This is a genomic window from Campylobacter cuniculorum DSM 23162 = LMG 24588 (genome assembly GCF_002104335.1).
Lineage (GTDB): Bacteria > Campylobacterota > Campylobacteria > Campylobacterales > Campylobacteraceae > Campylobacter_D > Campylobacter_D cuniculorum.
Genome location: NZ_CP020867.1, coordinates 805,795 through 818,974 on the forward strand (window position 1 = coordinate 805,795; position 13,180 = coordinate 818,974).

15 protein-coding genes are annotated in these 13,180 nt (G+C 30.8%); 12 read left to right on the forward strand and 3 right to left on the reverse strand.

Going from position 1 to position 13,180, the window contains the following annotated elements; all coding sequences use genetic code 11:
- Positions 1 to 81 precede the first annotated feature (81 nt).
- The 5 genes from CCUN_RS04065 (at position 82) to CCUN_RS09925 (ending at position 4,131) form a co-directional block, all read left to right on the forward strand.
- A complete protein-coding gene (locus CCUN_RS04065) occupies positions 82 to 834 on the forward strand; it encodes an NAD+ synthase (protein WP_027306122.1) in 753 nt (250 codons plus the stop codon).
- The gene (locus CCUN_RS04070) at positions 831 to 1,748 is read left to right on the forward strand and encodes a tetraacyldisaccharide 4'-kinase (RefSeq protein WP_027306121.1); all 918 of its coding nucleotides are present in this window, start codon (positions 831 to 833) and stop codon (positions 1,746 to 1,748) included. The genes CCUN_RS04065 and CCUN_RS04070 overlap by 4 nt, the downstream gene beginning before the upstream one ends.
- A complete protein-coding gene (thrC, locus tag CCUN_RS04075) occupies positions 1,729 to 3,135 on the forward strand; it encodes a threonine synthase (protein WP_027306120.1) in 1,407 nt (468 codons plus the stop codon). Before CCUN_RS04070 ends, thrC begins: the two co-directional genes overlap by 20 nt.
- Complete coding sequence (gene kdsB, locus CCUN_RS04080) at positions 3,132 to 3,848, forward strand: 3-deoxy-manno-octulosonate cytidylyltransferase (RefSeq protein WP_027306119.1); 717 nt, start codon at positions 3,132 to 3,134, stop codon at positions 3,846 to 3,848. The genes thrC and kdsB overlap by 4 nt, the downstream gene beginning before the upstream one ends.
- Positions 3,849 to 3,972: 124 nt before the next feature.
- Positions 3,973 to 4,131 (forward strand): hypothetical protein, encoded by a 159-nt coding sequence (locus CCUN_RS09925; protein ID WP_169732377.1) that lies wholly within the window; start codon positions 3,973 to 3,975, stop codon positions 4,129 to 4,131.
- A gap of 116 nt (positions 4,132 to 4,247) precedes the next feature.
- On the opposite strand, the gene fliP is transcribed toward CCUN_RS09925, so the two are convergent.
- A complete protein-coding gene (fliP, locus tag CCUN_RS04085) occupies positions 4,248 to 4,967 on the reverse strand; it encodes a flagellar type III secretion system pore protein FliP (RefSeq protein ID WP_415270581.1) in 720 nt (239 codons plus the stop codon).
- Between the two features lie 346 nt (positions 4,968 to 5,313).
- Between fliP and glmU the strand changes: the two genes are divergently transcribed.
- Genes glmU through truA form a run of 7 tightly spaced genes read left to right on the forward strand, consistent with a single transcriptional unit; the run spans position 5,314 to position 11,566 of the window.
- On the forward strand, positions 5,314 to 6,603 hold the full coding sequence (gene glmU, locus CCUN_RS04090; protein WP_027306117.1) for a bifunctional UDP-N-acetylglucosamine diphosphorylase/glucosamine-1-phosphate N-acetyltransferase GlmU: 1,290 nt from the start codon (positions 5,314 to 5,316) through the stop codon (positions 6,601 to 6,603).
- The gene (coaBC, locus tag CCUN_RS04095; RefSeq protein WP_027306116.1) at positions 6,600 to 7,754 is read left to right on the forward strand and encodes a bifunctional phosphopantothenoylcysteine decarboxylase/phosphopantothenate--cysteine ligase CoaBC; all 1,155 of its coding nucleotides are present in this window, start codon (positions 6,600 to 6,602) and stop codon (positions 7,752 to 7,754) included. The genes glmU and coaBC overlap by 4 nt, the downstream gene beginning before the upstream one ends.
- Positions 7,751 to 8,368, forward strand: a complete 618-nt coding sequence (locus CCUN_RS04100) for a hypothetical protein (RefSeq protein WP_027306115.1) — start codon at positions 7,751 to 7,753, stop codon at positions 8,366 to 8,368. Before coaBC ends, CCUN_RS04100 begins: the two co-directional genes overlap by 4 nt.
- Before the next feature lie 2 nt (positions 8,369 to 8,370).
- On the forward strand, positions 8,371 to 9,039 hold the full coding sequence (gene uppS / locus CCUN_RS04105; RefSeq protein WP_027306114.1) for a polyprenyl diphosphate synthase: 669 nt from the start codon (positions 8,371 to 8,373) through the stop codon (positions 9,037 to 9,039).
- A 10-nt stretch (positions 9,040 to 9,049) separates the two neighbouring features.
- Positions 9,050 to 9,817 carry a prepilin peptidase gene (locus tag CCUN_RS04110; RefSeq protein ID WP_269474138.1) on the forward strand — a complete coding sequence of 256 codons (768 nt, stop codon included), beginning with the start codon at positions 9,050 to 9,052 and terminating at the stop codon, positions 9,815 to 9,817.
- Between the two features lies 1 nt (position 9,818).
- Positions 9,819 to 10,844, forward strand: coding sequence for an LptF/LptG family permease (locus CCUN_RS04115; RefSeq protein WP_027306112.1), 1,026 nt, complete (start codon positions 9,819 to 9,821; stop codon positions 10,842 to 10,844).
- A complete protein-coding gene (gene truA, locus CCUN_RS04120) occupies positions 10,844 to 11,566 on the forward strand; it encodes a tRNA pseudouridine(38-40) synthase TruA (protein WP_027306111.1) in 723 nt (240 codons plus the stop codon). The genes CCUN_RS04115 and truA overlap by 1 nt, the downstream gene beginning before the upstream one ends.
- Here the strand turns inward: truA and ilvA are convergent.
- Both ilvA and CCUN_RS04130 read right to left on the reverse strand, forming a co-directional pair.
- Entirely contained in the window at positions 11,563 to 12,774 is a 1,212-nt protein-coding gene (gene ilvA / locus CCUN_RS04125) for a threonine ammonia-lyase (RefSeq protein WP_027306110.1), read from the reverse strand. The genes truA and ilvA overlap by 4 nt on opposite strands.
- Positions 12,761 to 13,171, reverse strand: coding sequence for a CoA-binding protein (locus CCUN_RS04130; protein ID WP_027306109.1), 411 nt, complete (start codon positions 13,169 to 13,171; stop codon positions 12,761 to 12,763). The genes ilvA and CCUN_RS04130 overlap by 14 nt, the downstream gene beginning before the upstream one ends.
- Positions 13,172 to 13,180 lie beyond the last annotated feature (9 nt).

Below are 13,180 nucleotides of genomic sequence, written 5' to 3' on the forward strand. Positions count from 1 at the left end.
TTTTTTGTTAAATTTTTTAAACTTTAATTTTCATATAGCTAAAATTTTATTATAATTTCAAAAATAAGCACAAGGGTCAATATGGATTATGAAAAAATTTTAGAAATTACGTGCAATTTTATCAAGCAAAAGGTTAAAGATGCAAGAGCAGAAGGTGTGGTTTTAGGACTAAGCGGAGGGATTGATTCAGCACTTGTGGCTCATCTTTGTAAAAAAGCTTTAAAGGATAAAATTTTTGCCCTTTTAATGCCTAGTTCTTCATCAAACAAAGACAATCTCAAAGATGCTTTAGAGCTTTGTGAAGAGCTTAAAATCGCATACAAAATTCTATCCATACAAGAAATTTTAACTTCTTTTTTAGAAAGATGCGAACAAGCGGACAAGATACGCATTGGCAATCTTTCTGCTCGAATTCGTATGGCTTTGCTCTATGATTTTTCTATGTTAAAAAATTTTTTAGTCATCGGCACTTCAAATAAAAGTGAATTACTCTTAGGTTATGGCACGATTTATGGCGATTTAGCCTGTGCTTTTAATCCTATAGGGGACTTGTATAAGAGTGAAATTTATGAATTCGCTCGCTTCTTAAAACTCAATGAAAAATTCATTCAAAAATCTCCTTCAGCAGATTTGTGGGAGGGACAGAGTGATGAATCGGACTTAGGTTTTTCTTATGATGCGATTGATAAGGGTTTACAAGCCTTAGAAAAAAATGATAAAGAAGAGCTTTTAAAACTTGATAAAAAGTTGATTCAAATGCTTAAAGAAAGAAGTTTAAAAAATGCTTTTAAAAGAAAAATGCCTGAAATTTTATCGCTTAAGAATTTTCAATGACTTGGCTTGATTGTTATTTTTTTAAACCTAATCTTTTTCAAAAAATTCTTGCTTTCTTACTCTTGCCTTTGAGTTTGGTTTATGTTGTATTTGCAATTTTAAATTTTCATTTGAGAAAAAAAGTGGATTTTCAAAAACCTATCATTAGCGTTGGAAATTTGAGTTTTGGTGGAAATAGTAAAACCCCTTTTTGTAAGGCTGTGGCAAAGGAATTTGAGGGAAGTTTTATTGTGCTTAGGGGTTATAAAAGAAAAAGTAAGGGTTTAGTCATTGTAAAAAATGATACAAAAATTCTATGCAGCGTCAAAGAAAGTGGAGATGAGGCGATGGAATATGCTTATGAGGAGCATATAAAGGGCGTGATTGTCAGTAAAAACAGAGAACTTGGAATCACAAAAGCCTTTGAGCTTGGGGCTAAGATTGTGATTTTAGACGATGCTTTTTCTAAATTTCATATTAAAAAATTTGATATTTTGCTTCAGAGTCAAGTCAAGCCTTATTTTAATTTTGTTTTACCAAGCGGTGCTTATCGTTTGCCAAAATTTTATGAAAAAAAGGCAAATTTGATTGCAGAAGAGGGACGAGATTTTTACACTCATTCTTTTACGAAAGAAAATCCTAATGCCATTCTCGTAACAGCCATTGCAAAGCCTTTTCGTCTGTATGAGCATTTTATCAAGGCAAGGGCTTGTTATTTTTTTTCTGATCATTATGAATTTAAAAAAGAAGAATTACAAGCTTTGCTTCAAAAGCATAATTGTGATACACTTATGCTTACTTTTAAGGATTTTGTAAAAATTAAAGATTTTGGTTTTAAATGTCAAGTGATAGAACTTCATATCGAGCTTAAGGAGCATTTAAAACAAGAATTAAGAAAATATATAGGGAGTTTTTATGCTTTTAGTGGAAAGTAGAAATGCAAACAATCAAGTGGATTTTAAAGAAGCTATTTTACACCCAAATGCTAAGGAAGGAGGACTTTATACTCCTTTGGAGCTGCCACAATTTGATGGATTAAAATATGCGGATTTAAATTATAAAGATTTTGCTTTAGAATTGATTAAAAGTTTTGATTTTGGTTCTGAAGAGCTTTTTGAAAAAGCTTTGCAAAGTTATGAAAATTTCGATGATAAATTTTGCCCGATTTTTTTAAGAAAAATTGATGATAAACTTTTTATCAACGAGCTTTATCACGGACCTACAAGAGCCTTTAAAGATATGGCTTTACAGCCTTTTGGAGTGCTTTTAAGGGAATTTTCTAAAGATAAAAAAATTCTTATCATCTGTGCTACAAGCGGAGATACAGGACCTGCGACCTTAAAGAGTTTTGAAAATTCTAAAAATATCAAAGTTGTTTGTATGTATCCACAAGGTGGCACAAGTGCCATTCAAGCATTGCAAATGAGGGCTTTAGATAGGGGTAATTTAAAGGTTTTTGCTATCAAGGGCAATTTTGATGATGCACAAAATACTCTTAAAAATTTGTTAATAAAAGCTGAATTTAAAGAGAAATTAAATCAATTAGGATACGAATTGAGTGCGGCAAATTCTGTGAATTTTGGGAGAATTTTATTTCAAATCATTTATCATTATTATGCAGCGGTTAAAATAGGCAAGGGCGAGGAAATAGACATTATCATACCAAGCGGGAATTTTGGTAATGCTTTGGGTGCATATTATGCTAAAAAAATGGGTGCGAATATTGCTAGAATTAAAATCGCTTCAAACGCAAACAATATCTTAACCGAGCTTTTTACCAAAGGAGAATATGATTTAAGAAATAAGAGCTTGAAAAAGACGATTTCACCTGCTATGGATATACTTGTTTCGTCTAATATAGAACGTTTGTTTTTTGATAAATTTGGAGATAAACGCACTAAGGAATTGATGCTTTTGCTTAAAAATGAGAAATATTTTTCTTTGCAAAAATGTGAATTAAAGGCTTTAAAAGAGGATTTTGACGCGGATTTTTGTGATGATGATTTGTGTATGAGTTTTATTAAACAAAATAAAATTTTAATCGACCCACACACAGCCACTTGTTTTAAATTCCAAGATAAAAATCGCACAAGTATTATTGCTTCAACCGCTGAATGGACGAAATTCACTCCAAGTATGGTTAAGGCTTTATATGATAGAGAATGCAAAGATGAAAAAGAAGATTTGCTAAAAATTTCTAAGCAGTATAATTTTGAGGTAAAAAAAGAGCTTTTAGCACTTTTTGATTTAGAAAATCAAGTTTCTAGGACTTATGAAATGAGTGAAATTGAAAATAAAATTTTAGAATGGATTAAACAATGATTATTATACCCGCAAGACTTAAATCGACGCGTTTTGCAGAAAAGATTTTATGTGAGATTAAAGGTGTGCCTATGTTTATCGCAACAGCTAGGCAAGTTTCAAGTGTTGATGAAGTTTGCATTGCTGTGGATGATGAAAAAGTTTTGCACATTGCTAAGGATTTTAATTTCAAGGCTGTTTTAACCCAAAAAAATCATGAAAGTGGCACAGATAGAATCAACGAAGTGTGCGAAATTTTAAAGCTTAAAAACGATGAGCTTATCATTAATGTGCAAGCTGATGAACCCTTTATAGAGAGTGAAAATCTTGCAAAATTTAAGGCTTTTAGTGAGGATTGTTTAAAGAGGGACGCTTTTATGGCAAGCTGTTATAAAAAAATCAGTTCCGCTCAAGCACAAGATCCTAATCTTGTTAAAGTTGTATGCGACAATCAAGGTTTTGCTTTGTATTTTTCAAGGGCAAAAATTCCCTATGAAAGGGAGAAATATACCGAAGATTTTAAGGGGCATTTGGGAATTTATGCTTATAGTGTCAAGGCTTTGAATGAATTTTGTCATTTTAAGAATTCTCATTTGGAAAAAGCTGAAAAACTTGAACAATTAAGAGCCATAGAAAATAGTAAAAAAATTAAAATGCTTGAAATTTCTACTCAAAGTATGGGGATTGATACAAAAGAAGATTACGAAAAAGCTTTAAAAATTTTTAAAGCTTGATTTATATGGTTTTATTATTGATTTAAATTATAATTAAATTTATATTTAAAATATATTTTTTGGTCATTATTAGTTTAATATAAAATAAAGCTAAAAATTTTATTTTTTGTTTATATTTACTTCAATGAGTGTTCTTGTAAGTATCAATAATAAAGATAGAATCGCTTTAATTTATGGCATTAGGATTAAAAATCTTTTAAGGGCTTTAATGACAAAAAGCTTTGCTTACCTTAATGTTAAGCATTCATTTTTTATTACAACGGATATTGTTTTACATTTCTAAATTTTTTAAAATTTTTCTTAATAAAATTCTCTCAATGCTTATTTTAGAATTTTTAATTTGCGAAAGTTTTGTTTTTATATTCTATTTATCTTAGAAATTCTTTTTATTAAAGAAAACTAAGTCATAACAAAACTTTCTACCAATCTTTGCACGAGCAAATTCCACCCATCTACAAGCACAAATATAAGCAATTTAAAAGGCAGTGAAATCATTATAGGCGGAAGCATCATCATACCCATAGACATTAAAACCGAACTCACAACCATATCAACGACTAAAAAGGGCAGATAGATTAAAAAACCTATTTCAAAAGCTGTTTTTAATTCCGAAATCATAAAAGCAGGGACAAGAACGCTCAAAGGCACATCATCAATGGTTTTTGGATTAGGAAGATTGCGTATGCGATAAAATAAAGCTAAATCCTTCTCTCTTGTATTTTTAAGCATAAAATCTTTGAAAGGTTTTATGCCGCGATTAAAAGCCTCTTCATAGCCTATTTCTTCAGCTAAATAGGGTTTTATGCCTTCATTGTATGATTTTGTTCCCACAGGTTCCATAATAAAAAAAGTTAAAATTAATGCCAAGCTTACCAAAATCGTATTTGGTGGCATACTTTGTGTTCCCATAGCTTGTCTTAAAAAAGAAAAAACTACAATGAGTCTCAAAAAAGAAGTAATCATAAAAATAAGACTTGGAGCCAAAGCAAGTAGAGTTAAAACGATGATAATATTGAGTGTTGTAACGAGTTGATTTGGAGTATCTGGGGCACTAAGACTTAAATTCACGGTGGGAATTGTTGCTTCTGGAGCAGCAAAAAGATACAAAGAAAAAAGCATTAAAAGAAAAAATTTTTTCAATTTCAAGCAACCTTGTTAAAATTAATAAAGAATGTCAAAATTTATTTTATCTTTTGCTATTTTAAAATCAGTTTAACTTTTTATAAAAGGCATTGAATTTTTTATCAATATAAATGCTCATAATTTTTATAAAAATTTAGAAATTCACAAATCAAAGTTAAATTTCAATTGTATTTTTATAAAAATTTAAACCGATATAAAACAAATTTAAAATAAATTTTGTATTTTTAATTCTAAAAAAACTAAGAGTTGTTAAAGCTTTATAAAAATTTTTAACTTTAAAATGTTAAAATATGCTTTAATTTTTTCAAGGGATTTAAAAAGAATGAAAACTTCGGTTATTGTTTTAGCAGCGGGACTTGGCACAAGAATGAAATCTCACAAACCTAAAGTTTTACAAAAAATTTGCAATAAGAGCATGATTTTACACATTTTGCAAAGTGCTTTTGACTTAAGTGATGATGTCAGCGTTGTTTTAGCTCATCAAAAAGAACTTGTAGCAAAAGAAATTTTACAATATTTTCCAAAAACACAAATTTTAGAACAAGATTTAAAACATTTTCCCGGAACTGCAGGAGCATTAAAAAATTACATCCCAAAGAATGAAAAAGTTTTGATTCTTTGCGGAGATATGCCCTTAATGAAATCTCAAAGTTTGCAAAGACTCATTGAAAATAAAGCTGATTTTACTTTGGCTGTATTTGAAACAAAAGAACCTAAAAGTTATGGTCGCGTGGTTTTTAAAAATCAGCAAATTGAAAAAATCGTAGAATTAAAAGATGCTAATGAAGAGGAAAAAAAAATTTGTTGTTGTAATGCAGGAATTTATGCTATCAATTCTAATCTTTTAATGCAAATTCTGCCCTTGATTAGCAATGAAAACAAAGCTAAAGAGTATTATCTCACAGATGCTGTAAAATTAGCTAAAATGAAGAATGCAAACATCGAAGCGGTTTTTGTCGATGAAAAAGAATTTATGGGAGTGAATGATAAATTCGAACTTGCCCTAGCTGAAAATATTATGCAAGAAAAAATCAAAGAATACTGGTCAAAACAAGGCGTGATTTTTCATTTACCTCATACAAGTTTTATTGACCCTGATTGTGAATTTATAGGTGAATGTGAAGTGTATGAAAATGTGAGAATTGAAGGTCAAAGTAAGATCATTAATTCTGTGATTAAAAGCTCTAGTGTGATTGAGAATTCTATAGTTGAAAATAGCGATATAGGACCCCTAGCACATTTAAGACCTAAGAATGAGATTAAAAACACTCATATTGGGAATTTTGTTGAGTGTAAAAATGCAAAATTAAACGGGGTTAAAGCAGGACATTTGAGTTATTTGGGCGATTGTGAGATTGAAGAAGGCACGAATATAGGTTGTGGGACTATAACTTGCAATTATGATGGGATTAAAAAACATAAAACCTTGATAGGAAAAAATGTTTTTATCGGTTCAGATACGCAATTGATTGCTCCTGTAAAGATTGAAGACGAAGTTATAATTGCAGCTGGAAGCTGTGTCGATAGAGATGTTTTAAAGGGATCTTTATTCATCAATCGCAGCCCTTCAAAAACCATAAAAGATTATTTTTATAAGAAATTTAAAAAATGAAAACCATACTTTTAGCTGTGAGTGGAAGTATAGCCTTTTATAAGGCTTATGAACTGATTTCTTTGTTTAAAAAAGAGGGCTTTAAAATCAAAGTTTTACTCTCTAAAGGACTTTTAAAATTTGCAAATAAAATAAGTTTTGAAGCCCTAGCTGATGAAGTACTTTGCGAGGAAAATGAATCTTGGAGTGATTCAAACAATCATATTGCATTCAGTAGAGATTGCGATATTGTTTTATTTGCTCCTGCGACGGCTCATTCTATCAATAAACTTGCACATGGAATTTGTGATAATTTATTCATTCAAAGCTTAATGGCGATTAAAACTAAACTCATCATTGCTCCTGCAGCAAATACGAAAATGTATCAGCATTTTAGCACTCAAAATTCCCTTCACATTCTTCAAAAACAAGGTGCAATCATCATCAAGCCCCTATGCAAAAAACTTGCTTGTAAAGATGAAGGCGAGGGGGCTTTGGCTGAAATTGATACGATTTTTAATACCACCAAAAGAGAGCTTTTAAGAGAGGAATTTTTCACAGATAAAGCTGTGATTGTAACCGGTGGAGGCACTAAAGAAAAAATCGATGAAGTGCGTTGTATAAGTAATTTTTCAAGCGGAAAAATGGCAAAAGCAATAGCCGATGCCTTTTATTTTTTAGGAGCTCGGGTGATATTTTTAAGCAGTGTTAAATTTAAGGTCCCTTACGAGCTTTTAGAATTTGAAAATTCCAAAGATTTAAAAAGACTTTTAGAAAAATTTAAAGATAAAGACTTTTTAATTATGGTGGCAGCTGTGAGTGATTTTATCCCTGAATTTCATCAAGGGAAAATTAAGAAAAAAGAGCATTTGCAAGGCTTAGAGCTGAAATTTTTACCCAATGAAGATCTGCTTGAAAATCTTAAATTCAAGGGTAAAAAAATCGGTTTTAAAATGGAAGTTGATTCTAAAAATGCTTTGGAAAATGCAAAAAAATCCCTTTTAGAAAAAAAGCTTGATATGGTTTGTTTAAATGTTTTAGACAAAGAAAATTCCTTTGGTTCGGATAAAAATAAACTTTGTTTTATCACAGCAAATGAGCTTTTAAATTCCGCCTTAAAGAGTAAAGAAGAATTAGCTTTTGAACTTGCAAGGTTGTGTCAAAAACTATGAGTAAAATCAACGCAACCCTTCCCATACCAATGAAAGTTCTTGCAAAATCAGGTTATGGACGCTATACCTTGCTTTTAAATCACAGAAAAATTCAAACCAAAAGTATGATTGAGCTTGAAGTAGGAGCACAGTATTTGGCTGAACTTTATACTCAAGAAGGTGGAGTGATACAATTTAAAAATCTTTCAAAATGTCCTCATATACCATATTTTGAAAAGGGTCTTGCTTTGATGGTAGAAATTTTGGAGAGAAATTATGATTTTAAAAATTTCATCATTGAAAATCTTTTAGAATGCAAGGATAGAAACGAATATCAAATTTTAAAAGAAATGCTCTTTGCAAGTTTTGAAAACATCTATCATATTCCTTTTGTTTTTGAAAATAAAGCTTGTTTGTTTCAAATGAGAAAAAAAGGCGAAATTTTGGAGCTTTATTTTTATTTTAGCGTGTTTGGAGCTTTGAAAATTTTAATTGATAAAGGCGGAGTTTCAATTTTTACCCCATTTTTTAAGGTGCAAAATTTTCTTAATGAAAATTTAAAATTTAATGTTTTTCAAGATTCTAAGATTGAGCCTCTTTTTGCATTGAAAAGATTATTTGATTTTAAAGGATAATGATGAATGAGTTAAAACACCTTGCAATCGTGATGGATGGAAACAGACGCTGGGCTAAAGCTAAGGGTTTTTTGGCAAAATTAGGCTATTCTCAAGGTGTTAAAACTTTGCAAAAAATTATGAAAGTGTGTATTGAAGAAAATATTTCAAATTTAAGTCTTTTTGCCTTTAGTACTGAAAATTGGAAGAGACCACAAGATGAGATTGACTTCATTTTTGAGCTTTTAAATCGCTGTTTGGATGAGGCCTTAGAGCAATTTCCAAAAAACAATATCAAACTCCGTGCAATCGGGGATTTATCCCGCATTGATAAGGATTTAAGAGAGAAAATTTTTTTAGTGGAGAAAGAAACAAGGGCTTGTAATTTACTCTGCGTGAATTTAGCAATCAGTTATGGTGCAAGAGATGAGATTATACGGGCGGTTAAGCGAACCTTGGAGAAAGGTTTAGAACTCAATGAGCAAAATTTAAGTCAAAATTTAGACCTACCTTTAGATGTGGATTTGATGTTACGCGTAGGAAATGCTAAGAGACTTTCGAATTTTTTACTTTGGCAATGCTCTTATGCTGAAATTTATTTCAGTGAAACCTTATTTCCGTCCCTTACAAAAAGGGAATTTAAAAAGATTATAAAAGATTTTAGAAAAAGAGAGCGAACTTTTGGAAGGTGAAAACTAAGCTGTGAATGAATTTTTAATACAAATCATATTTTTAGCAATTTTAGGAGCAAGTTTGGGGTCTTTTTGTATGGGTTTAGCCTCGCGTTTGACTCAAAATCATAGGCTTTTTACCTTGCATTCTTTTTGTTTTTCTTGTAAAAAAAGACTTGGAATTTTTGAACTCGTTCCTATTTTTTCTTATCTTTTTTTAAGAGCAAAATGCAAACATTGTAAGGCTAAAATTCCTTTGATTTTATTTTTGAGTGAAATTTTGGGCATTATTTTGCTTGGATTTTGCTTTTATTGCAGTAAAAATTTTTATGATTTTTTATTTTTAACTCTTTTTGTATTTAATCTTTTCTTGCTTTCACTCATTGATATAAAGCTTAAGGCTGTGCCCGAATTTTTGCTTTGGACTGCTTTTTTCTTTGCTTTTCTTTATGCTTTTAGTGAAAAAGAATTTATCAATCTTTTTATCTTTGAGGAGTTAGACGGAGGATTTTTCTTCGATGCTATGCTCTTTGCGGGTTTTATGTTTTTGCTTAAAAATTTTATTGCCTTTTTGAGTTCTTTTAAAAAGGGTGAAAAAGAAGAAAATTTAGGCGAAGCCGATCTTATACTTTTAGCTTGTATGAGTGGAATTTTAGGTTTTAAATGGTGCTTTTTAGCTCTTTTTATTGCTGCGATTTTAAGTTTGCCCTTTTTTTTAATCCAAAAAAAACTCGCCTTTATACCTTTTTTAAGTCTTGCTTTTATCGCAATCTTATGTTATAAAAATTGGGAAAATTAAAATGAAATTAAGTTATAAATATATTTTAAATCAATTTTTAAGCACAAATTTATCAATATTTTTTGTGCTTTTTAGCATTGTTTCTGTCGTGTTTTTTATACAAATTGCTAATTTCACTTCAAGCATAGAAATCAGTTTTTTAGACCTTTTAAAACTCTATAGTTTTATGTTGCCACGAATTTTAATTTTTACCCTGCCGATTGCCTTTTTTATCGCTTTAACCTTAACGTTATTTAGACTTTCTAAGGAAAATGAAAGCATAGTGCTTTTTACCTTAGGTTTTTCTCCATTTTTACTCGCAAAATTTTTTTTAAAAATTGCAGCATTTGTGAGTGCTTTAATGCTCATTGTTGCTTTGATTATACTTCCTATTGCCTTTGAACTTCAAGATAATTTCATTGATTTTAAAAAAAGTCAGATTAAATTTAATTATAAAACAGGAGAATTTGGACAAAAATTTCTTAATTGGATGATTTTTATCGAAAAAGAAAATAAAAATAAATACGAAAATATCATTATGTATCACCCAAAATATACTGATAAAGACAAAGAGCAACTCATCATTGCTAAAGAAGCTCAAGCTGAATACAAACAAGATAGCATTACTTTTAGACTTGCTAAGGGTAAAATTTACAGCTTTGAAAATGATGGAAATGTCTTTGTGGGCGGTTTTGATGATTTATCGATTAACACTCAATTAGTGAATAAAAATTCAGGGATAAAGAAATTTTATCATTATTGGAATGATCTTTTTAGCAGTGAGCAAAAAGCTAGGGAATTTGTAATTTACACTACGATTGCACTTTTTCCTTTGGCTAGTGCTCTTTTTGCGTTGTGTTTTGGCATTGTAACTTACCGCTATGAAAAAGGATTGATTTATTTGGGTATGTTTGGAGTGATTGCTTTTTATTTTGGGCTTTTAAGTTCTTTTCATAAGCCTCCGCTTTTGGTTTGTGCTTTGATTTTTTCTAGTGTATTTTTTGCCTCTATTTTTTGTTTTAAAAAAATGATTTTAAGTCGGTATTGATGAAATTAAAACTTATTTTTTCTTATGATGGTTCAGCTTTTTTAGGTTCAGCCAAGCAACCTCATTTAAAAGGGGTTCAAGATGGTCTTCAAAATGCCTTGAAGCATTTAGGAATTTCAAAACCTGTTTTATTTGCTTCAAGAACAGATAAAGGAGTACATGCAAACAGAGCTGTTGCAAGCATTGAATGTGAAGACTTTTTTAAGGATTTAAAAAATCTTAAAAATCAAATCAATCGCTTTGCACATCCTTTCATCCATATTAAAGAAATTCAAAGGGTTGAAGAAGATTTTGAAGTAAGATTTTGCGTTAAGGCTAGGGAGTATAATTATGTTTTTTTTCACGGCGATTTTAATCCCTTTCTTGCAAGATATGTGCATTTTTATCCCCCATTTGATATAAAAAGGGCTCTTGAGATTTTATCCCTTTTTAAGGGCAAACACGATTTTAGGTATTTTTCTAAATCAAAAGGCTGTGCAAAAACAAGCACGAGAGAGATGTTTTATATCAAAGCTTATAGATATAAAAAAATCACCATATTTAAATTTAGAGCAAATGGTTTTTTAAGAGCACAAATTAGACTTATGGTGGCAAGTGTTTTGGCTGTTTTAGAGGGGCGGTTAAAAGAAGAAGAACTGAAAGAACAACTTGAACTTAAAAATTGCTATTTTCGTCTTTTAGTCCCTCCAAATGGGCTTTATCTTAGTAGAATCATTTATTAAAGAGTTTCATAAAAATCAAAAGACTTTTGAGTGAGTATTTTTCTCACCTCTTCTTGATGTTCTTTGCCTTTGGTTTCAAGTGTGATTGAAATCATCGCATCTCCATAATTTAATTTCGTTGAAAATCTATCATAGTCAATCTTGACTATATTGGCATTAGCATTCTTAAGACTATCTGTAAGATTGAGTAAGGCTCCGGGCTTATCGATGAGGGTTACATTGATTTGCATTTTGCGATGAGCCTTAAATAAACCTTTTTCTATGATGATATTAAGCATTTGCACATCGATATTTCCACCGCTTAAAATGGCTGCAATTTTTTTACGATGAGTCAGTTTAATCTTTTGATGCAATAAAGCCGCGACACTTGCAGCTCCAGCCCCCTCAACGATGATTTTATGTCTTTCAAGTAAAAAAAGCACAGCATTAGCAATTTCTTCATCATCAACAAGCACAAATTCATCAACACTTTCTAAAATGATTTTTAGATTAATAGAACTCACATCGCGAACCGCAATACCATCAGCAATAGTGCGGACACTATTAGAATTTAAAGCCTTTTTTGCGTGAAAACTTTCATACATAGCAGGAGCACCTTTAGCACCCACACCGATAATTTTAATGTGAGGATTTATCTGTTTAGCCGCACTTGCAATCCCGCTAATCAATCCCCCTCCGCCAACAGGAACGATAATGGTGTCTAAATCACTTATATCATCGAGCATTTCGAGCATTAAAGTGCCTTGTCCTGCCATCACAAGCTCATCTTCAAAAGGATGAATGAAAATGAGACCTTGTTCTTTAGCATAATTGATTGCAAAAGCATAAGCTTCATCGAAATTATCGCCTTTTAAAAGCACTTGTGCTCCTAAATTCTTTGTTGCACTCACTTTTAAAAGAGGGGTGGATTCTGGCATAACAATAATGGCTTTAATCCCAAATTTTCTAGCACTTATTGCAACTCCTTGTGCGTGATTTCCAGCACTCGCAGCGATGACTCCCTTGCTCTTTTGTTTTTGGCTTAAATTGGCTATTTTATTATAGGCTCCGCGAATTTTATAAGCACCCGTAAGCTGTAAATTTTCTTTTTTAAGATAAATTTCAGCTTTATAAAGCTCACTTAAAAAAGGTGCATAAGCTAAAGGGGTTTTGACTATAAAGTCAGCAATTTTTTGTTTGGCTTGATAAATTTTATTAAGCTCTAGCATTGTTTTTCCTATTTTGGTATTCTATCATTATACATTTATTTTGAATGAAATTAATGTCTAAATTTTTACATTTTTCTTTGACTTCATCATTGAAAATTTCAAGCTGAAGCCAAAAATTTGGTATCTTTTTTTCTATGAGTAGGGGCAAAAGCTCATTTGCCACTTCACCCTTGCGAAACATCAAAACCAAATCAATTTTATCTTTGATTTCACCTAAATTTCTATACACTTTTTCACCTAAAATCTCATTTTCTTTTGGATAAATGGGATAAATTTTAAATCCTTCATTTTGCAAAAATTGTGCTACTTGAAAAGAGCTTTTAGCACAATCAGGGCTAAGTCCGACAACGGCGATATTTTTAGCGGTTTTTAAAATTGTATCAATGACATTTTGCATTTATCTTCC